General features: G+C 66.2%; 23 protein-coding genes. 16 read left to right on the top strand and 7 right to left on the bottom strand.

Annotated features, from left to right (window positions below):
• Positions 1 to 210 precede the first annotated feature (210 nt).
• From CWS35_RS19930 to CWS35_RS19970, 9 genes are all read left to right on the top strand, one after another.
• On the top strand, positions 211 to 1878 hold the full coding sequence (locus CWS35_RS19930; protein ID WP_100953317.1) for an amidohydrolase: 1668 nt from the start codon (positions 211 to 213) through the stop codon (positions 1876 to 1878).
• Entirely contained in the window at positions 1878 to 2969 is a 1092-nt protein-coding gene (locus CWS35_RS19935) for a GTP-binding protein (protein ID WP_100953319.1), read from the top strand. Before CWS35_RS19930 ends, CWS35_RS19935 begins: the two co-directional genes overlap by 1 nt.
• Positions 2970 to 3015: 46 nt before the next feature.
• Positions 3016 to 4329: an ABC transporter substrate-binding protein gene (locus CWS35_RS19940; RefSeq protein WP_029878875.1), complete on the top strand. Its 1314-nt coding sequence runs from the start codon at positions 3016 to 3018 to the stop codon at positions 4327 to 4329.
• A 165-nt stretch (positions 4330 to 4494) separates the two neighbouring features.
• Positions 4495 to 5247: an ABC transporter ATP-binding protein gene (locus CWS35_RS19945; protein ID WP_245438585.1), complete on the top strand. Its 753-nt coding sequence runs from the start codon at positions 4495 to 4497 to the stop codon at positions 5245 to 5247.
• The gene (locus CWS35_RS19950) at positions 5234 to 5932 is read left to right on the top strand and encodes an ABC transporter ATP-binding protein (protein WP_024579775.1); all 699 of its coding nucleotides are present in this window, start codon (positions 5234 to 5236) and stop codon (positions 5930 to 5932) included. Before CWS35_RS19945 ends, CWS35_RS19950 begins: the two co-directional genes overlap by 14 nt.
• A gap of 30 nt (positions 5933 to 5962) precedes the next feature.
• Positions 5963 to 6829: a branched-chain amino acid ABC transporter permease gene (locus CWS35_RS19955; RefSeq protein WP_100953321.1), complete on the top strand. Its 867-nt coding sequence runs from the start codon at positions 5963 to 5965 to the stop codon at positions 6827 to 6829.
• Positions 6830 to 6834: 5 nt separating this feature from the next.
• Positions 6835 to 7854 (top strand): branched-chain amino acid ABC transporter permease, encoded by a 1020-nt coding sequence (locus tag CWS35_RS19960; RefSeq protein WP_043855619.1) that lies wholly within the window; start codon positions 6835 to 6837, stop codon positions 7852 to 7854.
• A 65-nt stretch (positions 7855 to 7919) separates the two neighbouring features.
• Positions 7920 to 9932 carry a tyramine oxidase gene (locus tag CWS35_RS19965; RefSeq protein ID WP_100953323.1) on the top strand — a complete coding sequence of 671 codons (2013 nt, stop codon included), beginning with the start codon at positions 7920 to 7922 and terminating at the stop codon, positions 9930 to 9932.
• Positions 9929 to 10237 carry a hypothetical protein gene (locus tag CWS35_RS19970; protein ID WP_024579779.1) on the top strand — a complete coding sequence of 103 codons (309 nt, stop codon included), beginning with the start codon at positions 9929 to 9931 and terminating at the stop codon, positions 10235 to 10237. Before CWS35_RS19965 ends, CWS35_RS19970 begins: the two co-directional genes overlap by 4 nt.
• On the opposite strand, the gene CWS35_RS19975 is transcribed toward CWS35_RS19970, so the two are convergent.
• The 3 genes from CWS35_RS19975 to CWS35_RS19985 all read right to left on the bottom strand — a co-directional run bounded on the left by CWS35_RS19975 (position 10223) and on the right by CWS35_RS19985 (position 13587).
• Positions 10223 to 11575, bottom strand: a complete 1353-nt coding sequence (locus tag CWS35_RS19975; RefSeq protein ID WP_024579780.1) for an aminotransferase class III-fold pyridoxal phosphate-dependent enzyme — start codon at positions 11573 to 11575, stop codon at positions 10223 to 10225. The genes CWS35_RS19970 and CWS35_RS19975 overlap by 15 nt on opposite strands.
• A gap of 87 nt (positions 11576 to 11662) precedes the next feature.
• On the bottom strand, positions 11663 to 12328 hold the full coding sequence (locus tag CWS35_RS19980; RefSeq protein WP_100956525.1) for an HAD family hydrolase: 666 nt from the start codon (positions 12326 to 12328) through the stop codon (positions 11663 to 11665).
• The gene (locus CWS35_RS19985; RefSeq protein ID WP_100953325.1) at positions 12325 to 13587 is read right to left on the bottom strand and encodes a Tm-1-like ATP-binding domain-containing protein; all 1263 of its coding nucleotides are present in this window, start codon (positions 13585 to 13587) and stop codon (positions 12325 to 12327) included. Before CWS35_RS19985 ends, CWS35_RS19980 begins: the two co-directional genes overlap by 4 nt.
• 214 nt (positions 13588 to 13801) lie before the next feature.
• Here CWS35_RS19985 and CWS35_RS19990 point away from each other — a divergent pair, with 214 nt between their 5' ends.
• From CWS35_RS19990 to CWS35_RS20005, 4 genes are all read left to right on the top strand, one after another.
• Positions 13802 to 15286, top strand: a complete 1485-nt coding sequence (locus tag CWS35_RS19990; RefSeq protein ID WP_100953327.1) for an aldehyde dehydrogenase — start codon at positions 13802 to 13804, stop codon at positions 15284 to 15286.
• Positions 15283 to 16671 carry a transaminase gene (locus tag CWS35_RS19995; RefSeq protein ID WP_100953330.1) on the top strand — a complete coding sequence of 463 codons (1389 nt, stop codon included), beginning with the start codon at positions 15283 to 15285 and terminating at the stop codon, positions 16669 to 16671. Before CWS35_RS19990 ends, CWS35_RS19995 begins: the two co-directional genes overlap by 4 nt.
• Before the next feature lie 76 nt (positions 16672 to 16747).
• Positions 16748 to 17467 (top strand): SDR family oxidoreductase, encoded by a 720-nt coding sequence (locus CWS35_RS20000; protein WP_245438588.1) that lies wholly within the window; start codon positions 16748 to 16750, stop codon positions 17465 to 17467.
• Positions 17468 to 17520: 53 nt separating this feature from the next.
• Positions 17521 to 18291, top strand: coding sequence for an SDR family NAD(P)-dependent oxidoreductase (locus CWS35_RS20005; RefSeq protein ID WP_100953332.1), 771 nt, complete (start codon positions 17521 to 17523; stop codon positions 18289 to 18291).
• 9 nt (positions 18292 to 18300) lie between these two features.
• Here the strand turns inward: CWS35_RS20005 and CWS35_RS20010 are convergent, their stop codons facing one another.
• The gene (locus CWS35_RS20010) at positions 18301 to 18567 is read right to left on the bottom strand and encodes a hypothetical protein (RefSeq protein WP_024579787.1); all 267 of its coding nucleotides are present in this window, start codon (positions 18565 to 18567) and stop codon (positions 18301 to 18303) included.
• A gap of 177 nt (positions 18568 to 18744) precedes the next feature.
• On the opposite strand from CWS35_RS20010, the gene dinB reads away from it, so the two are divergent.
• Both dinB and CWS35_RS20020 read left to right on the top strand, forming a co-directional pair.
• Positions 18745 to 19992 (top strand): DNA polymerase IV, encoded by a 1248-nt coding sequence (gene dinB / locus CWS35_RS20015; protein WP_100956527.1) that lies wholly within the window; start codon positions 18745 to 18747, stop codon positions 19990 to 19992.
• 151 nt (positions 19993 to 20143) lie between these two features.
• A complete protein-coding gene (locus tag CWS35_RS20020) occupies positions 20144 to 20353 on the top strand; it encodes a hypothetical protein (RefSeq protein WP_024579789.1) in 210 nt (69 codons plus the stop codon).
• A gap of 64 nt (positions 20354 to 20417) precedes the next feature.
• Here the strand turns inward: CWS35_RS20020 and CWS35_RS20025 are convergent, their stop codons facing one another.
• The 3 genes from CWS35_RS20025 to CWS35_RS20035 are packed head-to-tail and all read right to left on the bottom strand — an operon-like array spanning position 20418 to position 25775.
• On the bottom strand, positions 20418 to 21125 hold the full coding sequence (locus tag CWS35_RS20025; RefSeq protein WP_157817190.1) for a hypothetical protein: 708 nt from the start codon (positions 21123 to 21125) through the stop codon (positions 20418 to 20420).
• An 8-nt stretch (positions 21126 to 21133) separates the two neighbouring features.
• Complete coding sequence (gene gspD, locus CWS35_RS20030) at positions 21134 to 23500, bottom strand: type II secretion system secretin GspD (RefSeq protein ID WP_245438590.1); 2367 nt, start codon at positions 23498 to 23500, stop codon at positions 21134 to 21136.
• Positions 23501 to 23558: 58 nt separating this feature from the next.
• Entirely contained in the window at positions 23559 to 25775 is a 2217-nt protein-coding gene (locus CWS35_RS20035) for a hypothetical protein (RefSeq protein WP_157817191.1), read from the bottom strand.
• A 339-nt stretch (positions 25776 to 26114) separates the two neighbouring features.
• On the opposite strand from CWS35_RS20035, the gene CWS35_RS20040 reads away from it, so the two are divergent.
• Positions 26115 to 26606 (top strand): hypothetical protein, encoded by a 492-nt coding sequence (locus CWS35_RS20040; RefSeq protein WP_157817192.1) that lies wholly within the window; start codon positions 26115 to 26117, stop codon positions 26604 to 26606.
• Positions 26607 to 26676 lie beyond the last annotated feature (70 nt).

Genomic DNA, 26676 nt, shown 5'->3' on the forward strand with positions numbered 1-26676 from the left:
TTGGAAGTGCGCCCCTGCGGGGGCAGGCAATACGCAATAGTCCTGCGTTTGCAGGGAGGCGGCGGGAGCATCCACCGGATGGTGGATTGTTCCCGATGCCGACATGCCGAACCTTTGGCGTCACGCTGGCGTCGTGCGCGGTTCGGCGTTGTGCACCGCACGGCGAAAGGCTGATCGCTCCAGGTATTTCCAATCGAGAAGTTGATCCGCATGAGCAGGACATTCGCCGACACGGTCTTCCGCAACGGCCGGATCTACACCTCGAACCGTGGCCAGGCCTGGGCGACATGCGCGGCGGTCAAGAGCGGCCGGTTCATCGCCGTGGGCGAGGAGCGTGACGTCGCGTCGCTGATCGGCGAGGCGACGGCGACCGTCGATCTCGGCGGCCGGATGGCGATGCCGGGGATCGTCGACATCCACAATCACATCATGATGGGCGGGCAGGCCGATCTCTACGAACTGCGCTTCTCCAACGCCGACAGCATTCCAAGGATCGCCGAGACCCTGCACAAGGCGGCCTCGGCGGCCGCACCGGGCGCCTGGATCGTCGGCGGCCAGTTCGGCAACAATCTGCTGAACGAGATGAACACCGCGGAGTCCTGCGCGCTGCTCGATGCGGCATGCCTTGGTCATCCGGTCGTGTTGCGCGACGACACCTATCACAACCGCTGGGCAAGCTCGGCGGCGCTGCGGCTTGCCGGCGTGCAGGCCGATTCCGACGACCCGACCGACGGCGAGATCGGCCGCGACCTCAAGACCGGGACGCTGACCGGGATCATGATCGAGGCCGCCTCGGGGCTGGTGGAGCGGGCGCTGGCGGCGTCCGGTCACTACACAGCGGAGATGGACCGCGCCGCGGTGGCGCGCTCGATCTCGGTGCTGAACACCTACGGTGTCACCGCCTTCATCGATGCTGCCAGCATGCAGCCAATCATGGCCGCGCTGAAGGGGCTCGACGATCGGGGCGAGCTCACCGCCTGGGCGGTCTGTGCGATGCCGGTGGTCGAACCGGGCTTCATGTTCGGCAAGGCCGGCGAGGAGCTGTTTGCGCTGCGCGAGCAGTATCGCGGCGCCCATGTGAAGCCTGATTATGTCAAGGTATTCCTCGACGGCGTGCCGGGTGCCAAGACCGCCGCCTTCCACGAGCCCTACGTGGCCGATCCGGTTCGTGGCTGCTGCTTCCGCGGCGCGACCATGCTGACGGTGCCAGACCTGATCCGCTGGCTCGGACGATGCGAGAAGCTCGGCCTTGCCGCCAAGATCCATTGCGCTGGCGATGCCGCGGTGACGCAGGCACTCGATGCCATCGACGTGGTGCGCAGCTTCAACGGGGCGACCGATCTGGTGCACCAGATCGCGCATGCGAGCTACATCGCGCCCGACGACATCAATCGCTTCGCCGAGCTCGGCGTTGCCGCCGATCTGTCGCCGATCATCTGGTATCCGACCATCTTCCTCGAGGCGCACAAGGCCGCGATGGGCGAGGAGCGCGCGCAGCGCTTCTGGCCGAACAAGGACCTCAAGGAGGCCGGCGCGTTGATGGCGGGCGGTTCGGACTGGCCTGTCATCCCGATCCCCGATCCCTGGCAGGGCATCGAGGGCATGGTGACACGGCAAAACCCGACGGGGGACTTTCCCGGCAAGTCGCTGTGGGCGGAGCAGGCGCTCGATCTCGCCACCGTGATCGACATCTACACCATCGACGCCGCGCGCGCGGCCGGCCTCGGCCAGTCGATCGGCTCGATCGAGGTGGGCAAGTCGGCCGATCTGATCGTGCTTGACCAGATGATCTTCGACATTCCGTCGGACCAACTGGCCGATACCCGGGTCGAGATGACATTCTTCGAAGGCCGCAAGGTCTACGAGCGGGGCAAGTGATGAGCGGCGCGGCGCATCATATTCCGGTCACGGTGCTGACCGGCTTCCTCGGCAGCGGCAAGACCACGGTGCTGAACCATCTGCTGCGCCAGAAGGAGCTCAATGGCGTTGTCGCCATCATCAACGAGTTCGGCGAGGTGGCGCTGGATCATCTGCTGGTCGAGAGCAGCGAGGACCGGCTGGCGCTGCTCGACAATGGCTGCATCTGCTGCTCGGTACGCGAGGATCTGATCGAGACGCTGGCCGATCTCGCCGCGCGTCGCTCCGCCGGCACGATGCCGCCGTTCCACCGTGTGCTGGTCGAGACCACCGGGCTCGCCGATCCGGTGCCGGTATTGCACACGCTGATGACGGCGCCCGATGTCGTCGGCCGCTACCGGATTGACGGCGTGGTCGCGACGGTCGATGCCGTCAATGGCGCGCACTCCCTTGCAGCCCATGACGAGGCCGTCAGGCAGATCGCGGTCGCCGATCGGCTGCTGGTGACCAAGACCGATCTGGCCGCCGACGACGCGCTGGCGCGGCTCGAGGCGCGTCTTGCCGCGATCAATCCGGTCGCGGTGCGCCATCGCGTGTGGGACGGGATGGTCGATCCGGCAAAGGTGCTCGATGCCGGGCTGTTCGATCCGGCGGCCCGCTCCGCCGACGTGGTGCGCTGGTTCGACCTGGCGTCGCAAGCGGCGAATGCGCCGCACGATCATGCGGAGCACCATTGCGACGGCGATGATTGCGGCCACCACAGCCACCATGCGCACGACGCGGGTGTATCGTCCTACAGCCTGATCATCGACCAGCCGATCGAACGCGAAGCGTTCGCGCGCTGGCTCGACTATGTCGCGGCGCTGAAGGGCCAGGACCTGCTGCGCTTCAAGGCGATCGTGCATGTCGCCGACGCGCCGGATGCACCTGTCGTGGTGCATGGCGTGCAGCACGTGTTCCATCCGCCGATCACGTTGCAGGGCTGGCCGTCGGCTGACCGGCGCTCGCGGCTCGTCTTCATCGTGCGCGGCATCCCGCGCGAGATCATCGAGAACACATTGTGCAAATTCGCGGCGGTCAGCCGCGCAGCTATTCAGAGATCCGCGGCGTAAGTCCGCGGTCGAATGATTTCATCATTGGTTATGGAGGGAGAGGGACATGACTGAGATAAAAAATGACAAGACATCCGGCCGGCTCGACCGGCGCACGCTGCTGAAGGCGGCCGGCGCCACTGGCCTCGCATCGGCGATGAACGTGCCGCTGGTCAACGTCGCGCGTGCCGCCGGCAACACCATCAAGATCGGCTGGGTCGGGTGTCTGTCCGGCGTCCGCGCGCAATTCGCCGAGCCCGACCCCTGGATCCATGAGCGCATCAAGGCGCGGCTGAAGGACGGCCTGAAGATCGGCGGCAAGACCTATCAGGTCGAGCTGGTGTTCAAGGACAACCAGTCCGATCCGAACCGTTCCTCGGTGATCGCGAGTGAATTGGTGCTCCGTGAAAAATGCGACCTGATCCTGATCGAGGACGGCGACGCCCAGCCGCCGGTGCAGGAACTCGCCGACGCCCGCGGCATTCCCACGATCTCGACCCAGGTGCCGTGGCAGGGCTGGATGTTCCCGCGCAAGTCGACGCCGGACAAGGGTTTCCCCTACAGCTATCACTTCTTCTGGGGCGCCGATGACGTCGCGCGGAATTTCCTCGGCATGTGGCAGTCGGTCGAGACCAACAAGAAGGTCGGCACGCTCTATATCGACAATCCGCCGGGCCAGGCGTTCTCCGATCCGAAGCTCGGGCTGCCGGCGGGCATCTCGGCGGCCGGCTATCAGGAATTCTCGGCCGGCAAATTCCAGATCGCGACCGACGACTTCACCAACCAGATCGCGCTGTTCAAAAACAATGGCGTCGACATCGTCTCCGGCTTCACCTTCAGCAATCACTGGGTGACGCTGTGGAACCAGGCCGCGCAGGCTGGCTTCAAGCCGCAGATCTGCACGGTGGCCGCGGCCTTCCTGTTCCCGGCAGCGGTGAACGCGCTGGGCGATCGCGGCGACGGCATGTCGACCGAGGTGTGGTGGACGCCGGCCTATCCGTTCAAATCGTCGCTGACCGGACAGAGCGCCGCCGAACTCGCGGCCGAATGGGAGAAGACCACCGGCAAGCAATGGACCCAGCCGATCGGTTACGCCCATGCGTTGTGGGAGGTTGGGCTGGCGGCGTTGCAGAACAGCGATCCCAAGGACAAGAACTCGCTACGCGATGCGATCGCGGGCCTCGACATGGAGACCGTGGTCGGCCGCGTCAAGTTCAAGGACAGCCCGATCAAGAACGTCGCGGTGACCTCGCTGTCCGGCGGGCAATGGCGCAAGACCAAGGGCGGCAAGTCGAAATACGAGCTCCTGATCGTGCACAACGGCACCGCGCCGTTCATCCCGAAGCAGGCCGATCTCCAGCTGTTGTCGAAGCTCGCCTGAGATGGCGCCGCTTCTGCGCACTTCTGTCTTGCTTGGAATGAACGGGCTCCTGGACACCGTCATGGCCGGGCTTGTCCCGGCCATCCACGTGTTTCTTTGCGCGGACATGAAGACGTGGATGACCGGGACGAGCCCGGGCATGACGAGTTTGTGGAGACACTGATCGTGCCGATTCCCATCAGCGATCGTCCACCGCTTCTGCGCGTCAGCGAGCTGGCCAAGCGCTTTGGCGAGATCGTGGTCGCCGACGGCGTCAGCTTCGAGTTGGCGCGCGGCGAATGCCTTGGCGTGATCGGCCCGAACGGCGCCGGCAAGAGCTCGCTGTTGAACCTGATCGTCGGCCTGCTCACGGCCGACGGTGGTTCGATCATGCTGGACGACAAGGAGATCACAGGGCTACCGCCGCACCAAAGGGCACGAATGGGGCTCGGGCGGGCGTTCCAGATTCCGCAGCCGTTTCCGCATCTGTCGGTCTATGAGAACGCGCTGGTCGCCGCATCCTATGGCGCGGGCCTGTATGGCGAGGCAGCGTCGAACTGGACCATGGAGGTGTTGCAGCGGACCGGGCTCGACGCCAAGGCCGACAAGCTCGCCGGCGCGTTGCCGCTGATCGACCGCAAGCGGCTGGAATTCGCCAAGGCGCTGGCCTCGAAGCCGAAGCTGATCCTGCTCGACGAGATCGCCGCCGGCCTGACCGAGCCCGAAGTGGAGCGGCTGGTCGCGATCATTAAATCGGTCAAGGCGGATCACGCCATGATCTGGATCGAGCACATTCCGCATGCGCTGCGGGCGGTGTCGGATCGCATCCTGGTGCTCGATTTCGGCCGCAAGGTGCTCGAAGGGCCGCCGGCCGAGGTGATGGACAGCGCGGTGGTGCGCGAGATCTACATGGGATTGAAGGCCGATGGCGTTGCTTGATGTGAACGGCCTGCAAATCTTCTACGGCGATCTCCAGGCTGTGTTCGACATGAACTTCACCGTCGCGGACGGCGAGGCGGTGGCGCTGGTCGGCGCCAACGGCGCCGGCAAGTCCACATTCCTGAAGGCGCTGGTCGGGCTCAACGAGGAGCGGCGCGGGGCGGTGGTTTTCGACGGCATCGACATCTCGCAGATGCCGGCCGAAGATGTGTCGCGGCTCGGCCTGATCATGGTGCCGGAGGGCCGGTTGCTGTTCGACTCGCTGACCATCGAGGAGAACCTGCTGATGGGTAGCGTCAACCGGCGCAAGGGCAGCTGGACCCTGCGGCGAGTGTTCGACCTGTTCCCGATCCTGGAGGAGCGGCGGCGGATGTTTCCGGGCCAGCTCTCCGGCGGCCAGCAGCAGATGGCGGCGATTGGCCGCGCGCTGATGTCGAATCCACGGCTCCTGCTGTGCGACGAGATCTCGCTCGGGCTCGCGCCGGTGGTAGTCGAGCAGATCTATCGCTCGTTTGCCGACATCCGCCGCGAGGGCACCGCCGTCGTGCTGGTCGAGCAGGACGTCAAGCGCGCGCTTGCGACCTCCGAGCGGATTTATTGCCTGTTGAAGGGGCGGGTGTCGTTGACCGGCCCGGCGCAAGGGTTGCAGCCGGAGCAGCTGACGCACGCCTATTTCGGAAACTAGCCAAGAAACTAGCCAAGGTTGGCAACGAACATGATCTGGGTTGAGACATTGATCAACGGCGCCCTGCTGGGCGGGCTTTACGCGCTGCTCGGCATCGGACTCGCGCTGGTGTTCGGCGTGATGCGCGTCGTCAACATCGCACACGGCGAATTCATGGTGCTGAGCGCGTTCTGCGCGGTGCTGCTGGCCAATCTGTTTCCGGCGGTGCCGCCGCTGCTGATGCTGATCCCGGTGATCGCGCTGTCCTTTGCGGTCGGCTGGCTGTACCAGGCCGTCATCGTCAACCGGGTGGTGACGTCGCCCGATCCGCTGTCGCCCTTGCTGTTGACCTTCGGCGTCTCGGTGATCCTGCGCAACGTGATGGTCGAGGTGTTCGGCGCCGACGTGCGTAGCTTGCAAGTCGGCGAGCTGTCGCGCGCCAGCCTCGAGATCGGCGGTCTCAACATCGGCATCATGCCGCTGCTGACGCTGGTGTTGGCGGCGCTGTTGTTCATGGGGTTGCAGCTGGTGCTGCGCCACACCGAGTTCGGCCGCATCGTGCGCGCCACCGCCGACCGCCGCGACATCGTCCGTCTGTCCGGCGTCAAGCCTGACCGGGTCTATAACTATGTCATGGGTCTGTCGCTGGCGCTCGGTGCGATCGGCGGCGTCCTGCTCGCGGTGCGCTCGAGCTTCACCCCGTTCTCGGGTGCCGAGCGGCTGCTGATCGCGTTCGAGGTCGTGGTGCTCGGCGGGCTCGGCTCGTTCTGGGGTGCGCTGCTCGGCGGTATCGCGCTCGGCATGGCGCAACTGATCGGGCTGAAGATCGATCCCAATGCGGGGCTGCTCTATGCACATCTGTTGTTCTTCATCATGCTGTTGATCCGCCCGTCCGGCCTCGTGTCGAGCAAGGTGTGACGCCGATGCCGAGACGGACAATTCTGCTGGCGAGCGCGATCGTTCTCGTTGCGGTGATCGCTGGCGCGCCGTTCGCGCTGAACGAAGGCGTCCTGCGGCTCGCAACCGAATGCCTGCTGCTGCTGACCATGGCGCAGATGTGGAACCTGCTGGCGGGCTATGCCGGGCTGGTCTCGCTCGGCCACCAGGTGTTCATCGCCTTCGGCGCCTATGCGCTGTTCCTGACCTCGGGATGGCTCGAGGTCACGCCGATCTGGGTGCTGCCGGTGGCGCCGCTGGTCGCGGCGGCGGTTGCGGCGATCATCGCCTTTCCGCTGTTTCGACTGCGCGACGCCTATTTCTCGATCGCGATGTGGGTGTTCGCCGAGATCATCGGCGCGTTCACGATGAAGTCCCAGGCGGTCGGCGGCACCTCGGGCGTGCCGCTCGCCACCAGCAAGCTGATCGATTTCGACTGGTTCGAGCCCACGATGTTCTGGCTCGCCGGCAGCCTGACGCTGATCACGATCGCGGCACTCTACAAGATGATGACCTCGAGCTTCGGGCTCGGGCTGATGAGCGTGCGCGACAATGATCTTGCCGCGATGAGCGTCGGCGTCGACGTCCGTCACAACCGCTTCATCGCCTTCGTGCTTTCGGCGGCGGGATGCGGGCTCGCCGGCGCGCTCAGCTTCATGGGCAATCTGTTCATCGCGCCGCTCGCTGCCTTCGACGTCAACTGGTCGGTCTACATGATGTTCATCGTGATCATCGGCGGCATCGGCACGCTCGAAGGCCCGATCCTCGGGGTCATCATCTTCTTCGGCCTGCGCGAATTGATGACCGGGCCGCTCGGCCTGTCCGGCGGCTGGTACCTGGTCGGGCTCGGCATCATCGCGGTGGTCGTGATGATGGTGGCGCCGCGCGGCATCTGGCCGGCCTTGCGCGACCGCATGGGTCTGCGGCTGCTCGATGTGCACCGGACGCCGCCACGCCCGGTCACGGCCACGATCCTGCCCGGCGCGTCGGAACGGGTTACCGGGTGAGGCGGGCCTTCACGCCGTCACCATTGCCTGTATTCTGACGGCTCCAGTTTTGAGGAGAGGGCGCAATGGCTCTGTTATCCCGGGTCGGTCGATGGACCCTGGCCGGTGCGGCCGTCGCAACGCTCGCTTTGCCGCAGCCGTCGCAGGCCGAGCGCAGGATGTGGCCACAGGTCGCCGCGATGCACCCGATGGACGGGCTGACCACGGATGAGATCCGCTCGGTCACCGACGTCCTGCGTGGGGGCGGCAAGTTCGACGACGCCACGCGGGTCGTCTCGATGGCGCTCGACGAGGATCCCAAGGACGAGGTGCGGGCATGGCGGCCGGGACAGCCGTTCATGCGGCGGGCGATCGCGACGCTGTTGCAGGGCGGCCATCTCTACGAGGCGCATATCGATCTCGCGGCGCGGCGCCTGCTCGGCTGGGACGAGGTCCAGGATCATGAAGCGGCGCTGACGATCGACGAACTGATGTCTGCCGGCGACCTGCCGAAGCAGGACCCGCGCTGGATCGCCGCGATGGCCAAGCGCGGCATCACCGACTTCAAGAATGTGTTGTGCCTGCCGCTGACGGTCGGGCCGGTGACCGATCCCGCCCTGAAGGGCCGCCGCCTGCTCAATGTCCCCTGCGTCGACACGACGGGTGCGGGCAACAATCTCTGGGGCAAGCCGATCGAGAATCTGGTCGCCCAGGTCGATCTCAAGAGCAAGACCGTGCTGTCGGTGACCGATCTCGGCGTGGTGCCGCCGCCGGCCCAGACCCCATCGCACGCTTATGCCGACTCCGGCAAATACCGCAAGCTGCCGAAACCGATCGAGATCACGGCGCCGCAAGGCAGCAACGTGCATGTCGAGAGCGGCCAGGTGCACTGGGACAATTGGTCGTTCCACGTCCGCCTCGAGCCGCGTGTCGGCGCGGTGCTGTCGCTGATCCGCTACGACGATCACGGAACGCTGCGCGACATCGCCTACCAGATGTCGGCGAGCGAGATGTTCGTGCCCTACATGGATCCAGCGCAGACCTGGTCGTTCCGCGCCTATATGGATATCGGCGAATACGGTTTCGGCGTGCTCTCCAGCGAATTGCAGCCCGGCGCGGATTGTCCCGAAGGCGCGCACTTCCTCGATCTCACGATCTCGGACACCAAGGGCAATCCGGTCGTGTCCAAGGGCGCGGTCTGCATCTTCGAGCGTCCGACCGGTGATCCGATCTGGCGCCACAGCGAATTGCTCAACAACACCGCCGAGGTGCGGCCGAACAACGAGCTGGTGGTGCGGATGGCGCCGGTGGTCGGCAATTACGACTATCTGGTCGACTATGTGTTCGACCGTGCCGGCAATATCGATGTGCGGCTGGGCGCCTACGGCATCGATGCGACCAAGGGCGTCGCGAGCCGGACCCTGAGCGATCCGACGGCCAAGCAGGATACAGCCTATGGCACGCTGGTGGACGAGCGGCTGCTGGCGGTCAACCACGATCACTACATGACGTTCCGGATCGACATGGACGTCGACGGCACCTCGAACCGGCTGGTCGAGGATCGCTTCAGCGTCCGCCGGCTCGACGAGGGCCAGCGCAAGAGCCTGTGGCAGGTCGAGACCAGGCCGGTCGCGACAGAAGGACCGATCACGCTGCCGCTGAACGCGGCGCAGTTCAGGATCGAGAGCACCGCCAAGACCAACAAGCAAGGCTACCGCACCAGCTATCAGCTGATGCCCGGCCACTCCGACGTCTCGTTGCTTGCCAAGGATGATCCGATCCAGTTGCGCGCCGGCTTCAGCGCCTACACGCTGTGGACCTCGGCCTACGCCAGGGACGAACGCTACGCTGCGGGCCAGTACCCCAACGAAAATGCCGAGGTCGATGGCCTGCCGAAATGGACCGCGGCGAAGCGGCCGATCGAGGATCGCGACCTCGTGCTGTGGTACACGGTGGGCTTCCGCCACGTGCCGCGTGCCGAGGATTGGCCGGTGATGCCCGGCCTGTGGCACGGCTTCCGGCTGCGCCCGTTCAACTTCTTCGATCGCAATCCGGCGCTCGACGTGCCGCCGGCGGTCGATGCCAAGGCAGCCAAATGACGCGGCGCTTCCGCGTGGTCACTGTTGCGGCGCTGGCGGTGTTGGCAACGCAGCCGGCGGCGCGCGGCGCGACCGCTGAAAGCAGCGCCGACGATGCGTCCTTGCTCTATCTGAGCAGCAGCGATTGGGCGCGCCAATCCGCGCCGCGCAAGGTCGCGCTGGCGGCCGACTTCATGCGGATCTTCTGCACCGATCAGCGGATGTCGGCGGCATCGCTGGCCGATTGCCTCGACCGCGACAGGGTGGATGGCGCACCGTTCGAGCGCGCCATGGCGTGCGTGAGCGCGCTGTCAGCCGGCCGCTGACAGACCGGCGTCGATACCTGCCGCGATCCGCTTGACGTCGGCCGCGGTGAGGATCAGGGGCGGGGACAGGATCAGGTTGTTGCCGGAAACGCGCAGCATCACGCCGGCCTCGTAGGCGCTGTCCGCGACCTTCGCCATCGTCTTCTTGTCGGCCGGCTTCTTGCTGTCGCGATCCGCAACCAGCTCGAGCGCGGCCATCAGGCCCTTGCCCCTGACGTCGCCGACGAGGGCGTGCTTGGCTTTGAGCGCGGCCAGCGCCTGCGCGAGGTCCTTGCCGCGCGCGGCGGCATTCTCGTCCAGCTTGAGGCGGCGCGTCTCGGCGAGCGCCGCGATGCCGGCAGCACAGCCGACCGGATGGCCCGAATAGGTGTAGCCATGGCCGATCGAGCCGAAGGTCGTGGTGTCGGCCTCGAAGGCCTCGGCGACGGCTTCACCGATCAGCGTCGCGCCGAGCGGGAAGTAGCCCGAGGTGATCGCCTTGGCCATCGTCATCATGTCGGGCTTCACGCCCCACAGCCGCGAGCCCGACCATGCGCCGGTGCGCCCGAAGCCGGTGACGACCTCGTCCGCGATCATCAGGATGCCGTGACGATCGCAGATCTCGCGTGCCAGCTTCATGAAGTTGTCCGGCGGCACGATCACGCCGCCGGCGCCGAGCACCGGCTCCATGATGAAGGCCGCGATGGTGTCGCCGCCCTGGAACGCGATCTCCTCCTCCATCGCTGCCGCGCAAAGCTGCGCGAGCTTTGCCGGATCGCTCTCGTTGAACGGATTGCGATAGGTCGACGGCGCCGGGATATGGAAGACACCCGGCAGCATCGGCTCATAGTTGCGACGGAAATTGGCGTTGCCGTTGACGGACGCGCCGCCGAAATGGGTGCCGTGATAGCCTTTCTTCAATGCCAGGAATTTGGTGCGGTCGGCCTGGCCCTTGATCTTCCAGTACTGCCGCGCGAGCCGCAGCGCGGTCTCGACCGAGTCCGATCCACCTGACGTAAAGAAGGCGCGCACCATGCCCTCGGGCTTGAACCATTCGGTGAGCTCGTAGGCGAGCTCGATCGCGGGACCGCTCGAAGTGCCGCGGAAGCCCGAATAGTATGGCAGCGCACTGAGCTGCTCGTTGATTGCCCGCTTGATCGGATCGCAGCTGTAGCCGAGGTTGACGTTCCACAGGCCGCCCACCGCATCGATCACGGTCTTGCCGTCGATATCGGTGACTTCGACGCCTTCGCCCTTCATCACGATCCGTGGCGGTTGCGCCCGCATCTCGGCGGGATGGGCCATCGGATGCCAGATCGGCTTGGCGTTGTTCTCAACCAGGAAGTTTCTGTCGCGCATGATCGCTCTCTGTCCGGCTAGGGCCTGTTCGTTCCGACGGAATCGAAACGGGGCTCCAGATTCTCACCCATTCGCTCGAAAAACGCCTTACTCGAATTGCAGCCCGAAATGCCGCAGCGCCTCGCTGTAGGACGCGGCCGGGCTGCGTACGTCAAACAGCACCGTGCGCATGTTGCACGCAACGGCGCCGGTGATGTTGCGGCGCTGGTCGTCGACGAACACGCAATTGTCCGCCTCCAGCGCCAGTTCGTCCAGCACGCTTTGATAGGCACGGGGGTCGGGTTTCAGAATCCCGGTATGGGTCGCGTCGACGATGGTATCGAAGCGCTTGAGGATCGGAAGCCGGGACCGGAAATCGGCACCGTAGAACAGGTCGAGCTCGTTCGACAGGATGGCGAGCCGGAACCCGGCGTCGGCGGCGAGATTGATCGCGCGTGCCGCCTCGGGACGGATCACGGTTTCGGGATCGGCGCCGCGCGCACGCTTCACGAAGGTTTCCATGTCGCGCCAGTCTTCGCCGACCATCCGCCCGACCTCGCGGCTGCGGGTCAGCCAATAGTCGCGCTCCGAAATCTCGCCGCGCTGCATGGACGTCCACAGCGGATCGCTGTCGGGCGCGAATGGGCCGAGCCATTTCAGCGTGCACGGCGCGAGCCCGAGCGCATGCTCGGTCAGGTCATGGGTCTCGAACAGGGTCTTCGAGATGACGCCGCCGAAATCGAGCACCAGGGCCTGGGCAAGCGGCCGCGTCATGCGGCCACCGTAGCGCGGCCGGCCGGGACGATGCCGGCCGCGACCCATCGGTCGAAGATCGCGAGCACCGTCTCGTTGAATGCCGTACTGTTGATGTGGTCCTTGATCTCGTGCAACTCGACCGGCGCCCGGATCGCCGACCGCATGGCGTCGACAAAGGCGGCGAGGGCGTCGGGATCGTGCAGCGCCTCGCCGTCGCGGTCCCATTGCTGGATGCCGCCGGCCGGCAGCACGAAGGCGACCGGTGCGCTGGCGCGCGATAATTTTTCGGCAATCGCGCCCGCGATCCGACGGCGATCGGCTGCCCCCGACGTCGCCGAGGCGAGCAGCCGGTTATGCGCGTGGAACGGACGATCCGACAGCTCCTTCGGGACCCCGAGCCATGCCGGGAAGTCCACCATGTCGACCGCGCCGGGGGCGACGATCTGCGGAATGCCGGCCCGGCCGGCATTCTCCAACCGATCAGCGCCGGAATTGACCACCGAGCCGGTGAGCTGATTGGCGACTTCCTGGAGACTGAGATCCAGCACCGCGGCGAAACCGCGCTGAGCTGCGATCGATTCCATCGCGCGGCCGCCCATGCCGGTGGTGTGGAAGACGACCACTTCGTAACCGCGCCGCTCGAGCTGCGGTTTGAGCTCGACCATGTAGCGCAGGCAGCTCTTGCCGAGCGAGGTGATCGCAACCACCGGGCGGTCCTTGCGCGGCTTGATCGCGCTCCTTGCCGCGCCGACGATCGCGCCGCAGGCTTGCGACAGCACCGCGGTGCAGGTACCGTTGAGGCCATAGAGGCCGCCGGCCCACAGGATCATCATCAGATCGGCGGCGACGCGCTCGGGCGGGATCAGATGCGAGAATGCAACCGTCGAGACGATCAGCTTCGGCAGGCCGAGCGGTAGCGCCTGCGCGACATCGAGCGCGAGGTCGGTGCCCATCGTGCCGCCGATCGCGATCACGCCGTCGATGGCATCTTGTGCCGCGAGTTCGCGCGCGAGATTTGCGGCGCCGATCGCCATCAAGGACATCGCGGAGTTCTCGTCGCCGCTCGATGCGATCGCCTCGATCGTGGTCTCGGCGGCGGCCGCGACCGCGCGCTTGTCGTGCTCGGGCTGGTAAGGCGGGTCGCCGAGCACGCTGATGTCCATCATGATGGTGTTGCCGCCGGCACGGGCGATGCACTCGCTCATGAACAGCAACTCGTCGGCCTTGGTGTCGCCGGTTCCGATCAGGAGAATGCGGGGTTGCGTCATCTCGGGCATGACCTTCGGCTCGCCGGCGGGCGTAAGGGATGGTGACAACCGGTTTGCACAGCGCAGACGGAGCGCTCGGCCATCGTGGGATCACGCTATGGGGATGGGCCCGGTGGTGACATCCACCTATCGGTTGATTGCTGGCAAAGCCTTGATTTGGCGAGGATTGCACCATGTAAGCACGCCCGCCGAGGGGCTGCTCCGCCAGCACACAACGAGTCGCATGCAGCAAGCCCAGATCGATCGATTGCGGTCGGCCGCCATTCCGGCCCAGCAACTCTTTGTCGGCGGCCGAGTGGTGCCGGCGCTCGGCGAGGCGCGGATCGACGTGGTGTCGCCGATTGACGGCCGGCTGCTGACCACGATCGCCGACGGCAATGCCGCCGATATCGACCGCGCGGTGAAGCGTGCCCGGGATGCGTTCGAGCAGGGCGGCTGGTCGCGTGCCCCGCCGGCGCAGCGCAAGAAAGTCCTGCTGCGGTTCGCCGATCTGATCGAGCAGCACGCGCTCGAGATCGCAGTGCTTGGCGTGCGCGACAATGGCACCGAGATCGGCATGGCCTACAAGGCCGAACCGTTGTCGGCGGCAGGAACCATTCGTTACTACGCCGAGGCAATCGACAAGGTCTTTGGCGAGATCGCGCCGACCGCGGGGGACGTGCTCGGCCTGGTGCATCGCGAACCGCTCGGTGTGGTCGGCGTGATCGTGCCGTGGAACTTCCCGCTGATGATCGGAGCGTGGAAGATCGGCCCCGCGCTCGCCGCCGGAAATTCGGTCGTGGTCAAGCCGCCGGAGCTTGCCTCGCTGACGCTGCTGCGGCTTGCCGAGCTGGCGGCGGAGGCAGGGTTGCCGGACGGCGTGTTCAACGTCGTCACCGGTCGTGGCGCATCGGCCGGCGAAGCGCTGGCGCTGCACATGGATGTCGATGTGCTGGCCTTCACCGGCTCGGGCGCGGTCGGCCGCCGGCTGCTGGAATGTTCGGCGCGCTCGAACCTGAAGCGCGTCCATCTCGAGCTCGGCGGCAAGTCGCCCAACATCGTGTTCGCCGACGTGCCTGATATCAAGCAGGCGGCCAAGGTCTCGGCCAACGGCATCTTCCGCAACTCGGGCCAGGTCTGCGTCGCCGGCTCGCGGCTGCTGGTGCAGTCGGCGATCTATGACCGCTTCATGGCCGAGCTGCTCGACGCCACCGCCGGGCTCCGCGTCGGAGATCCGCTCGATCTGACGTCCGATATCGGCGCCGTCGCCAGCAAGATGCAGCTGCGCAAGAACCGCGACGCCGTCGCCCGCGCAGAAGCGCAGGGTGCGAAGCGGCTGATCGGCGGCGAGCAGATCCGCGTCGACAGCGGCGGAAACTTCATGGCGCCCGCGATCCTCGCCGAGGTGACGCCGGCGATGGAGGTGTGGCGCGATGAAGTGTTCGGGCCGGTGCTGTCGGTCACACGGTTCGAGAGCGAGGAAGAGGCCGTCGCACTGGCCAATGCGACGCCCTATGGGCTTGCGTCGGCGGTGTGGACCGGCGCGCTGTCGACGGCGCATCGCATGGTGCGCGCGGTGAGGGCCGGCGTCGTTCACGTCAACGCCTATGGCGGCGCCGACATCACGGTGCCGCTCGGCGGTTTCAAGCAATCTGGCTTCGGACGCGACAAGTCGCTCCACGCCCTCGACGCCTATACCGACCTCAAGACCGCCTGGATCGCGCTATGACATCTGCAACCACTGAACGCGCCGGCGTTCTGAACCGTTTGCTCGATGCCGAGCAGGAACGCTTTCGCGCGCTGCATCCGCGATCGGCCGCGGCATGGCAGGAAGGCCGGCAGCATTTCCTCTATGGCGGCCCATCGCACTGGATGCGGCGCTGGGCGGGCGGCTTCCCGATTTATGCCGAGGAAGCGCAAGGGGCGCATATCAGGGACATCGACGGGCGCGACTATATCGATTTTTGCCTCGGCGACACCGGCGGCATGTGTGGGCACGCGCCCGAGGCGGTGACGGAGGCAGCGCTCGATCAGCTCAGGCGTGGCACGACCATGATGCTGCCGACCGAGGACAGTCTCTGGGTCGGCGCCGAGCTGTCGCGCCGCTTCGGTCCGAAATACTGGACCCTGACGACGTCGGCGACCGACGCCAACCGCGCCGCGATCCGCATCTCGCGCATGATCACCGACCGCCGCAAGGTACTGGTGTTCTCCGGCTGCTATCATGGCGGCGTCGAGGAGGCGCATGTCGAGATCCGCGACGGCAGGGTCGGCCTGCGCAACACGATCCATCCCAACGGCATCGATCATGATGCCGTCAGCCGGGTGGTCGAGTTCAACGATGTCGCGGCACTGGAAGCAGCGCTGGCGCAGGGCGATGTCGCCTGCGTGCTGACCGAGCCGCTGATGACCAATTTTGGCATGATCCCGGTCGCTGAAGGGTTTCACGAGACCTTGCGCGAGCTGACGCGCCGCGCCGGCACTATCCTGATCATCGACGAGACCCATACGCTGTCCTGCGGACCGGGCGGCTACACCGCAAGCCATGGGATCGAGCCCGACATTTTTGTTGCCGGCAAGGCTATCGCGGGTGGCATTCCCGCCGGCATATTCGGTCTGAGCCAGGAGATCGCCGAGCGACTCTGGAAACAGGTCCCCTACGTCAATCCGCGCGAGCGGCAGTCCGCACATCTCGGATTCGGCGGCACGCTCGCCGGCAACGCATTGACGGTCGCGACCATGCGCGCGGTGCTGGAGAAGGTACTGACCTCGGCGAATTACGAGCGGATGATCGGGGCCGCGACCTGGCTCGCGCAGGAAGCGCGCCACCTGATCGAGACCGCCGGTCTGCCATGGCACGTCACGCAGATCGGCGCGCGCGCCGAGATCATGTTCATGCCGCATCCGCCGCGCAGCGGCGCCGACGTCATCGCCGGCCGGCAGCCCGATCTCGAGACCCTGCTGCATGCGTTCTACATGAACGAGGGCATTCTGGTGACGCCGTTCCACACCATGCTGCTGATGTGTCCGGCGACGTCGGCGCGGGACGTCGACCAGCACACCGCGGTGTTCGGGCGATTCATCGACCTGGTGCGAGGCGCGGGAGCAATCTGATGCGAGCGCCGCCGTTCAATCTTGCAGGTCGCGTCGCCATCGTTACCGGCGGTGGCAGGGGATCGGCGCCGCCATCGTGACGCGGCTCGCGCAAGCCGGCGCCACCGTGGCGGTCGCCAACCGGACGCCTGACGTGGCCGAGGCGCTGGCGCGCGAGTTGGTGGCGGATGGGCTTGCTGCGCATTGCGTTCCGTTCGACAGGCTCGATCGGGAGGGCTTGCGGGCGATGATCGACGGCGTCGCTGCCCAACACGGTCGGCTCGATATCGTCGTGCACAATGCCGGCGGCTGTCCATGGGCGTCGCTCGACGAGCTCGACGAGGCGAAGCTCGACGAGACGCTGACGCTGAATCTGACCGCCGGAATCTGGCTCGTGCAGGCGGCCATTCCGCATATGCGCGCCAATGGTTTTGGACGCGTTCTCGTGACTTCCTCGGTGTCCGCGCGCGTCGCGATGGGCGGTGGCGCGCATTACTCGGCGGCGAAGGCCGGCATCAACGCATTCATCCGCGGCGCCGCGTTCGAGCTGGCGCGCGACGGCATCACGGTCAACGGCGTCGAGGCCGGCTTCATCGAGAAGCCCGGCCGCGGCACCATGAGCGCGCCGGAGAACAAGGCGAAGCTCGAACGCTTCATTCCGATGGGGCGGATGGGCAGCGCCGACGACATCGCCTGCGCGATGCTCTATCTCGCCTCCGTTGAGGCCAGATACGTCACCGGGCAAACCATCGTCGTCGACGGCGGCTCGACGCTGCCGGAGACCGGGTTTGCCGTCGAACGGCAGTGGGGACTGTAGATGAGCACGATCGCTTGTGATGACCGGTTGCCGCTGCTCAGGATCGTGATCTGATGCCGCGGCTGGACGGAAAGACGGCGCTGGTGACAGGCGCAGCCACCGGGATCGGGCGGGCCACGGCGGCATTGCTGGCGTTGAGCGGCGCGCGCGTCGTGCTCTTTGGCCTCGGTGACGCAGAGCTCGACGCCGCGGCGGCCGCGTGCGGCGGGCAGGCGGTGCGTGGCGACGTTACGCGCGCGGACGATGTTGCCAAGGCGGTCGCCGCCTGCGGCGCGTGGCTCGACATCGTCGTCAACGCTGCCGGCCTGATCGTGCCGGACCAGCCCGCAAGCGTCTCCGACGAGGTCTGGGCCAGGACACTTGATGTCAACCTCACCGGCACGATGCGGGTCTGCCGCGCATCGCTGCCGCTGCTCAAGCAGCGCGGCGGCGCGATCGTCAACGTCGCCTCGGTGGCCGCGTTCAATGCCAGCCCGGACAGCGCAAGCTACGCCGCCAGCAAGGCGGCGGTGGTCGCCTATACGCGCTCGCTGGCCTACGCGCACGGCGCCGACGGCATCCGCGCCAATGCCGTGGCTCCGGGCTGGGTGCGGACGCCGATGAGCGCCTATGAGATGCAATTGCTCGCGGACCAGAATGGCACCACGCCGGACGTCGAGTTTCGCAGCGTCGAACGGCGCATCGCGCTGGGCCGGATGGCGGAGCCCGCCGAGATCGCGGCGTGTTGCTTGTTCCTGGCTTCCGACGAGGCGTCGTTCGTGACGGGCGCGGTGCTGGTCGCCGACGGCGGCGGCCGCTCCCCGACGCAGAACCGCGCGGTCTAGCAGCACGTCTCAGAGATATTCGCGAAGCCTGGCGAGCTCGATCACGTGCTCGGGCGACAGCACGTCGGGGACGAGGGGCGGTTGCGCCGTGGTGCGGATCTCGTAGAGGTGTCGCGTCTTCTCAGGCTTCGCCATCAAATCCCGGATGCATTGGTCGAGCGTTGTGCTGACAACCATGTAGGGGATGCGGTCCTCGCGCCTCGCGTTGTTGAGCGAAGGCCATTTGTAAAGCGAGGCCGAGGCCTGGAAGTCCACCTGGTGGGCGTGATCGGTCATTCCAGATATCTACCCGAAGACGCCTGCCTATCAAAACACCCGGGCCGCCGTGGTGGTTAACGGGGACACCATTCGGAGCCCCACGGCAAATTTCGGGTTGACCGGCGATTGTTGTGTTCCTATTTTGTTCTGATTGAGGACGAAGGCGTTGACCACGTCGGGGATGAACGGATCGCGATGGCAGACGCAGCCACCATCCTCCACGCCGACCTGGATGCCTTCTATGCATCGGTCGAGCAGCTGCTCGAGCCGTCGCTGCGGGGCAAGCCGATCGCCGTCGGTGGCGGGGTGGTGCTTGCGGCATCCTACGAAGCCAAGGCGTTCGGCGTTCACGGCGGCATGTCGGGACGGCAGGCGCGCGAGCTGTGTCCGCAACTGATTTTTGTCGGCGGCCATTTCAGCGACTACCAGCGACTCGGCGATGCGGCGATTGCGGTGGTCGGCGATTTTACGCCGCTGGTCGAGCGCATCTCGATAGACGAGGCGTTCGCGGACGTGGCCGGCTGTACCCATCTGTTCGGATCGCCCGCCGACATCGCCGCGAAGATCCGGCGCCGGGTGCGCAACGAACTCGGTCTTCCGATCTCGGTGGGCGTCGCACGCACCAAGCATCTGGCAAAGATCGCGTCGCAGGTCGCCAAGCCCGACGGGTTGGTCGTGGTTGATCCCGACGCCGAGCTGAGATTCCTCCACGATCTGCCGGTCGAGCTGATGTGGGGCGTGGGACCGGTGACCAGGACGCGGCTGGACGCGATCGGGGTCTCGACGATCGGTCAGCTCGCAAGATTGTCCGAGCGGTCGTTGACGCGGCTGCTCGGCCCGGCGGCGGGCGAGAAACTCGCGGCGCTGGCCTGGAACCGTGATCCGCGACAACTCAAGCCGCATCGGCGGGCGCGATCAGCCGGTGCGCAATCGGCGCTCGGCCGCAAGCCCGCGACCGAACGGATCATTCGGCCGACGCTGCTTCATCTCGCCGACCGCGTCGCCACGCGGCTGCGCGCGAAATCCCGACCGGGACGTACCGTGACGGTCCGCGTTCGCTTCGCAGACCTGAAGTCGGTGACACGCTCGATGACGCTCGATGCCCCGGTGTTCGCGACGGTGATCATCGCCCGGCTCGCCGAGAATCTGGTGCGTGCTGCGCTCGCGGACCATCCGGGTGAGAAGATCATCTCGCTGCTCGCCATCTCGGTGTCGCATCTCGAGGAGCACTGGGACCTTGCGCTGGAGTTGCCGCTCGGACTCGCGGATGAAGCGCTCCGCCCCGGAAGCCCGCCGGGGATCGCCCGCTGGGCGGCCGATTGCGCGATCGACAAGATCCGCGATCGCTTCGGCTGGGACGCGATCGGATATGGCTCGGCGACGCTGGAAGCCGCACGCTCGGTGCCCGACGATTTCCGCAAGCTTGCCGAGAAGGATCTCTAGGTCATGATGCGATCCATGGAATCGCATTACGATCTGATGTCTGGCTGGGTCACTTGCGCGTGAATCGATTAAGAAATGGCAATCTGGAATCGCGGGCTTGTGAGTGGCCAGTTCGCGCACCCGGCCTATTCTGATGGTGCGGAGGGCAGCCATGAAGTATAGCTCCGAACTGATCCAGACGATGCGCGATGCGTTGGAAGCGGTCATGGCAAGCGTCCCGGCCGATCAATCGGTGTTCGGTCTCAAGGCGGCGGTTGCCGAATACATCCTGCACGCCGCGGCGCATGGCCAGACGTCGTTCGACGGACTGGTGACCTCGGCATCCAATCAGCTGCAATCGATCATCTCGATGTTGACCTAGGGCCCGATCGACAAAGCGGGAAGTGACTTACCGAAAACCCTCATGATGATGCGTCAATCTCGCTTCATCGCGCTCGGGGCTGAGCGTTTCGTTCCCGGGACTGCCGGGTCGTTGCCCGGTCGTCCGGCCGAACCTCGAGCCCGGAGAGCCATCGCTCGTCGGGCGATGTCGCAGGCGGGCGATGGGCGGGCCGATCGGTCATGATCGTGCCCATGGCGCGCAGATCGTCGGGCGTCAGCCATGCGATCTCGTGAGCATGTGTCGTCACCATCTGGCCGATGATGCGTGGCGGCACGCCGAAACCGCTCGCGAAACGAGCCATCGCGATGGTCGCCTCTTCGGTCTGCGCGGTTTCATGACCGAACTTGTCCGATACGCCGTGGACGCCGATCGCGGCGTCGTAGCTGGCGAATTTCTCGTTTCCCGCGGCAAACACGATGAAGCAGGCGGAGGCACAGCGCGATCCGGCCGCGACCATGGTCGGCAGCTTCGCCCTGCGGATCAGGCCGGCCAGCTTGACTGCCTCGGCGAGGCTGCCGCCCGGCGAGTCGAGCCGCACTGCCGAGATCAGCCGGTCGCCGTCGTTGGCGGTCTTGATCAGCGCTTCGGCGGCCTCCGTATCGCCCGCAGCGACGTCGCCGCCGAGCGTAAGAATGGTGACGTCGTCCTTCAGGGTCACGATGCTCAGCTCGGCGGCCGCCGCGGCCGTGCCGACGAGCGCCGCTCCGAGCAGCGTCAGCATGGATGACAGCATCGCGACCGGCGATTTCAATCTTCACCTCACTTGCGTGCGACCGGCGCCGGTGCCGCGGGCACCGTGCCGAAGCCGGAGGGGGCGCGCCGCATGCTGTCGAGGCGCTCGCGGAATTCCTCCGCAACGACCTGGGCGTCGTGCGGATTGCGCACGATCTTGGTGGTGACGAAGACGATGATCTCCGAGCGGGTCTTGCTGTCGTTCTTCTGGCTTAGCAGGTCGCCCAGATATTTGATCTCGTTGAGGCCCGGCAGTCCCGCCACCGTGCGCTCGTCGTCCTCCTTGATCAGGCCGCCGAGCAACGCGGTCTGGCCGCTGCTGGTGGCAATCGTCGAGTGGATGCGCCGCTGCGAGATGGTGGGCGTCAGGTTCTGGGCACTCGCGCCGGCGGGATTGACGACGTTGGAGACTTCCTGCTCGATCTCGAGCTCGATCGAGCCGTTCGGATGCACGTGCGGCAGGACCTTCAGGATGATGCCGGTGTTCTGCCGGCTGATGCTGCTCACCACGTTGAGCCCGGTGACGGTGCTGCCAGTCGAGATCGGTACCTGATCGCCGACCTCGAGGATCGCGGGCTCGTTGTCGGCGACCACCAGCGAGGGCGCCGAGAGTACCTTGACGGTCGTCAAGGTAGAGAGCGCGTTCAGGACCAGCTTGGGATTTGCCTCGGCGCCAAGCACGGCATTGAACCCGGGCAGCACGCGCGAGAGCAGGGCGGTTTGCGTCGCGGACTGTGCAGCGGCAAACAGGCCAACGGATCCCTTGTCCTGTCCGGCGCCGGCGTTGGCGCTGGTCAGGTAGGCCTGCACGCCATATTGCAGAGCGTTCGTCAGCGTGACCTCGGCGACCATGGCGTCGACGGCGACTTGTAGCCGCGGCCGGTCGAGCTGCTCCAGCGCGCGCTCGATCACGACGTAATCCTCCTGGTTGGAGTAGACCATGATCGCGTTGGTCGATTTGTCCGCGGTGATGCGGACATTCTGGAAGATGCCGCGCGGAAGGCTGCCCAGATTGGCTTGACCGGGTCCCGTCGTGTCCTGGTCATCGTCCTTGCGGTCGCCAAATCCGACCTGGGTCTTGTTCGCATTGCCTGAGCTGTCGGTACTGCCACCCGTCGTGGTGGTGCTGGTGCCTTGAGTGTTGTTATTGTTGTTGCTGCTGAACGTGCCGCTGCCGAGCGAATCGAGCCGCGACGTCGTTCCGTTCTGTCCGGGCGCGGTGGCGCTGGTCTGGTTGTCGCCGCCCGCTTGCGAGGAAGAGCGGCCGACGAACATCTCGTTGAGGATACGGGCAATGTTGCGGGCGTTGCCGAAGCGCAGGCTGTAGACGCGGACTGTGGTGCCGGTCGGGTCGGAGCGGTCGAGCCGCCGCACCCATTGGGTGGCGCGTTCCAGTATCTTGCTGTTCTTGCTCACCACCAGCACTGCGTTCATGCGCGTCACCGGCTGGAACTTGATGACGCCCTGGCCCTGACCGCCCTCGGCGGTATCGAACACCTTGTCGAGCTCGCGGATCATGGTCTCGGGCGCGGTCGATTTCAGCGGATAGAGCCCAACCGATTGGTTGCGCAGCCATTCCACGTCGAGCTCGCCGATCACGCCGACCGCGGCCTGGCGCTCGGAGGCGGTGCCCTGAATCAACAGCACATTGCGCGCCTGGTCGACGCGTACGGCACCGGGCCGCGACAGGAAGTTCTCCGCGGTCTTGGCGATTGTCGCAGCGGATACGTAGCGCAAGGGCACGATCGAAACGCCGTAACCGGGCTGTCCGGCGCCGAAGCCGGCGACGCCGGCACCGGCGGCTTCCGGCAGCGGCACGATCTTGATCAGATTGTTCTCCCGCACCACTGCGGCATTCATCATGCGCAACACGCTCTCGAAGAGCGGCAGCACGTCCTTGCGCGGGATCCTTTGCGCAGAAGCCAACGTGATCACACCCTGCACGCGCGGGTCGATGACGTAGTTGAATCCGAGGCCGTCGCCGATCACGGACTTCACCACCGTCGGGATGTCGGCGTTGTCGAAGTTCAGCTCGACGCCGCCGCCTTCGGCCATGACATCGCTGTCCACCGCAGTCGCCACGCGCGTCGCTGCGGTCGTGCCGACTTCGCGCGACGTCGGGTCCGGTGTTGGATTCTGATCCGCGCCTGGAAACACCATGGGCTGTGCCGCACGCGCCGAAGCCGTCGCGCCGGACGTCCCGCCGAGGGGACCGGTCCAGCGCGCGCGCAGATCGGCATCGCGGATCGGATCAGTGACCTGATCACGGCCCGGCAGATCGACGCTCTTGTCGATCATGCAGCCGCCCAGCAGGCCTCCGATCGTGAGCCACAGGCCAACCATGACGGTGAGCGACACCGCGCGCGGGAGACGGGATGGTTCGGGAAGCTGCACGTATGTTCTCCCTCTGCGCGCGTCGCGGGGATGTGCCCGCGGCGCCGGCGGCTCTGTGTCAGTGTGCATCGCTCGCCGCCTTCCACGGACGAACGGCGGGCGCGAGACTGCTACCCGCAAGGTCCTCGACCGCGTTGATCAGCGCCTCGGCGCGGCCGACCAGGGCGCGGGCAGAGGCGGCATTGATCGATCGGTGCGCGAACGCTGTGCCGTCGAGCTGTGCGTTGATCTCGCGCGCCAAGGCGTCGCGTCTGTCGGTGATCGCCCCGATCGCATCGAGATAACGCTGATAACTGGTGTCGCCGGCCTGAATGGCCCCGGTTGCCAGCGCGAGGCTGTTGCGGCTGAGCTGACCGAGCGGATCGTTGAGGCTCTTGTAGGCGCGAGCCAGGCCCGCGTAGGCGTCGCGGCCACTCGCGAGTTCGGTCGGCAGGGCGTTGCTCTCGAGCATGTCCACCAGCACTACGCCATCGTGGACGTAGCGGTCGGTCAGGCCCACGAGCGCGAGCATCGTGGGGCGCAGGTCGGCATGATGCGAGGGGATTGCCGCCGTCTCGCCAAGGTGAGCGACGCCCGGACCCGCCATGCCGAACCAGCTGCCGGCAAGGACCTGCTGGATGTCGCCGCCTACCCAACTCACATCCGAATCGATCGCGATGCAGGCAGGCGGCGCGGCGCAATCGGCGCGGCTTGCCGACGCTCGGTAGATATAGGCGGGATCGCCAAACATGATCAGGTTTGGCGTGCGCGCGGGGCTCGCCGTGATCATGTGCATGAGCTGCATTTGCGCGCGGTCGGCGAGCATCGCCGCCAGCCGGTCGGTCCTGCCGGTCAGCGGATTGAGTGCGCTGAGCTTGCCGACATCTTGCGAAAACACGCGCGTCAGTGGATCGGTGGAAGCTGGATTGCCGTGGATGTAGAAGGGCGGGGCGCTACTACTTTGGATGTCGAACGCCGTCACGTTGCGGCGCTCGGTCGCAAGCAACCGATCGAGGGCGGCGTCGATCGCGCCGATCGAGCGATAGCTGCACGGCTGCGTGCGGCCGTCGCATGCGGGCGGGCTCGGTGGCCCGCCGAAAAACCGGTCGTTGCCCGTGGGCACGACAATGAACAGCGTGTTGCCCGTGTTGATCCCGCTCACGGCGAGCCGTTCGATGAATGCCTTAAACGCTGCGTCGTCGTCGGCGAGCCTTGCGACGTGATCGCGCTCGCCGGGGCCGTAGGAGCGCCGGCGCGCGGCGGCAGCCGGAGGTTTGTGCGCGTCGCCAATTGCCACATAGACCACGGGCACGCCGGCCTCCAGCATCGCCGCGGCATAGCCGAGCGACTGCGTGGCGGTCGTCTCGGACGGACCGGGGAAGCCTGAATGGCCAGCGTCGTCGGCGATGACGTCGCCGCCGAGATCCGTTACCGGCCCGTTGGGCGAGATCACCGGCTGCACATGACGGTCGCCGAACAGCGCAGCGAAGCCGGCGTAGCCGCCAGGCTCGTCAGGCAGCGGATCGGGCCGCGCATGCACGTTGCCGCATAGCAGGCTGCCGCGGGCGCAGTGGATGGCGATGCCGAGCAGATCCGCGCGCGCCTGCTTCGGATCGCCGGCCGCCGCGCGTGCATCCGATGCTCCGAGCACGGTCGCCACATCCGGGCCGAGTTGCTGTAACGTCAGGCCCGTGACTGCGAATGCGCCGACATCGCAGCCGGCACGGGTGAACGGCACCCACGGCGCCGGGGCCATCTTGCCGGTGTCGGCGAGCATCAGTGGCTTGCCGTCGCTGCCTGTGGCGGTCCAGTAGGCCAATGCGCCGGCAAATCCGATGCTGCCGTCGCCACGGAACGCGGCGCTGCTGTCGCCGATCGGCACGCCCATTCGGTCGCCAAACAAGCCGGTCAGGATCGTGAGGGTGTCGGGCGCCCTTTGCGCCAGCGGCGAGGTCTGATGGTTGCTGGCGATGATCCCGTCGCGCTGCAGGAAACTCCGCAAATGCGGCATCTGCTCGAGATCGGACGGCACATTCGGATTGTCGCGACGCAGATGCACGTTGTCGAGCTGGATGTGGACCACACGCGTAATTGTGCCACCGCGCGAATGCAGCTCGCACGCGGCCAGCGCCTGCCCCACCCCGACGCTGCACGCCAGGGCCAGGAGCACGGCGCCGAGCAGCAGCGGCGCGAGGCCGGCAGGGATGCAACTCGAACGCATGACGCCACGCCTTTGATATCGATGTGCTTCTTCTCGACCGTCTCGGGTGTCGGCGGAAAGCCGCGGTAACGGCAAGATGCCGTCCACCGGGCCGTGTGGAGTGTGTTCGGCTTCAATGACGTCGGCGTAACAACAGTCTCCGCTCCGCGCGCATGACGACAATGTGCAGTTGTGATTCGTGTTCACCGATTTGACGCATACAGGCTGCCGCGCGTAGCTTTTTGCCTTGCGCGCGAACGAGGGCTTGCAACGCACACGGGCCTGACGCAGTTTGATTGTGGCACGCGTTGATGACGGCCTGTCGAGGGCTGCGCAGGGAAGCGCATGAGCAGATCCATAAGCAGCAAAACTGGGAACGGCAGAACGAGCGGCAGGCGCATGTCGATCGCGCGGCAAATGCAGATGCAAGTGTCGATGGCCGTCGCGCTTTGGCTGTGCGCGCCGTTCGCCTACGCGGCAGACGCGCCATCGACCAACGGGGCTGTCGCCAACAATCCGGTGCAGTTGCAGCCGCTCCAGCAGCTGAATGCGACCACGGAGCACCCGCTGTTCTCGCCGACGCGACGGCCGCCGCCGAAGCCGGTCGCGGCTGTGGCGCGGCAGGAACCACCGCCGCCGCCACCTCCGCCGCCGAGCGTGGTTGTGCTCGGCATCGTCAGCGAGAACGGCGATGGGCGCGCCGCGATCCGCGCTGGCGGCAACGGCGACAAGGTCATCCGCGTGCGCACCGGCGACGATGTCAGCGGCTGGAAGGTCGAGCGGGTCGAGCCGCGCCGGCTGGTCCTGACCCAGGGCGAACGCTCGGTCGATTTCGGGCTGTTTGACAGTGCTGCAAAGGCGGCAAAGGCCGCAAAGCCGCCGGAACGCCGGATCCCGCGGCCGAAGGTCTCAGCCCCTGGCGGCTGACTCCGCAGCCAGCGACGAGCGCAACGGCATTCGAGTCATCGTTTCGCGCTTCGCTGTAGGCTCTTGAATT

Source organism: Bradyrhizobium sp. SK17 (assembly GCF_002831585.1).
Classification (GTDB): domain Bacteria; phylum Pseudomonadota; class Alphaproteobacteria; order Rhizobiales; family Xanthobacteraceae; genus Bradyrhizobium.

Bases quoted from the DNA above. Each gene is read 5' to 3' on its own strand.
- CWS35_RS19930 (WP_100953317.1), top strand. From the start codon at position 211: ATGAGCAGGACATTCGCCGACACGGTCTTCCGCAACGGCCGGATCTAC.
- CWS35_RS19935 (WP_100953319.1), top strand. From the start codon at position 1,878: ATGAGCGGCGCGGCGCATCATATTCCGGTCACGGTGCTGACCGGCTTC.
- CWS35_RS19940 (WP_029878875.1), top strand. From the start codon at position 3,016: ATGACTGAGATAAAAAATGACAAGACATCCGGCCGGCTCGACCGGCGC.
- CWS35_RS19950 (WP_024579775.1), top strand. From the start codon at position 5,234: ATGGCGTTGCTTGATGTGAACGGCCTGCAAATCTTCTACGGCGATCTC.
- CWS35_RS19955 (WP_100953321.1), top strand. From the start codon at position 5,963: ATGATCTGGGTTGAGACATTGATCAACGGCGCCCTGCTGGGCGGGCTT.
- CWS35_RS19960 (WP_043855619.1), top strand. From the start codon at position 6,835: ATGCCGAGACGGACAATTCTGCTGGCGAGCGCGATCGTTCTCGTTGCG.
- CWS35_RS19965 (WP_100953323.1), top strand. From the start codon at position 7,920: ATGGCTCTGTTATCCCGGGTCGGTCGATGGACCCTGGCCGGTGCGGCC.
- CWS35_RS19970 (WP_024579779.1), top strand. From the start codon at position 9,929: ATGACGCGGCGCTTCCGCGTGGTCACTGTTGCGGCGCTGGCGGTGTTG.
- CWS35_RS19975 (WP_024579780.1), bottom strand. From the start codon at position 11,575: ATGCGCGACAGAAACTTCCTGGTTGAGAACAACGCCAAGCCGATCTGG.
- CWS35_RS19980 (WP_100956525.1), bottom strand. From the start codon at position 12,328: ATGACGCGGCCGCTTGCCCAGGCCCTGGTGCTCGATTTCGGCGGCGTC.
- CWS35_RS19985 (WP_100953325.1), bottom strand. From the start codon at position 13,587: ATGCCCGAGATGACGCAACCCCGCATTCTCCTGATCGGAACCGGCGAC.
- CWS35_RS19990 (WP_100953327.1), top strand. From the start codon at position 13,802: ATGCAGCAAGCCCAGATCGATCGATTGCGGTCGGCCGCCATTCCGGCC.
- CWS35_RS19995 (WP_100953330.1), top strand. From the start codon at position 15,283: ATGACATCTGCAACCACTGAACGCGCCGGCGTTCTGAACCGTTTGCTC.
- CWS35_RS20005 (WP_100953332.1), top strand. From the start codon at position 17,521: ATGCCGCGGCTGGACGGAAAGACGGCGCTGGTGACAGGCGCAGCCACC.
- CWS35_RS20010 (WP_024579787.1), bottom strand. From the start codon at position 18,567: ATGACCGATCACGCCCACCAGGTGGACTTCCAGGCCTCGGCCTCGCTT.
- dinB (WP_100956527.1), top strand. From the start codon at position 18,745: ATGGCAGACGCAGCCACCATCCTCCACGCCGACCTGGATGCCTTCTAT.
- CWS35_RS20020 (WP_024579789.1), top strand. From the start codon at position 20,144: ATGAAGTATAGCTCCGAACTGATCCAGACGATGCGCGATGCGTTGGAA.
- CWS35_RS20040 (WP_157817192.1), top strand. From the start codon at position 26,115: ATGGCCGTCGCGCTTTGGCTGTGCGCGCCGTTCGCCTACGCGGCAGAC.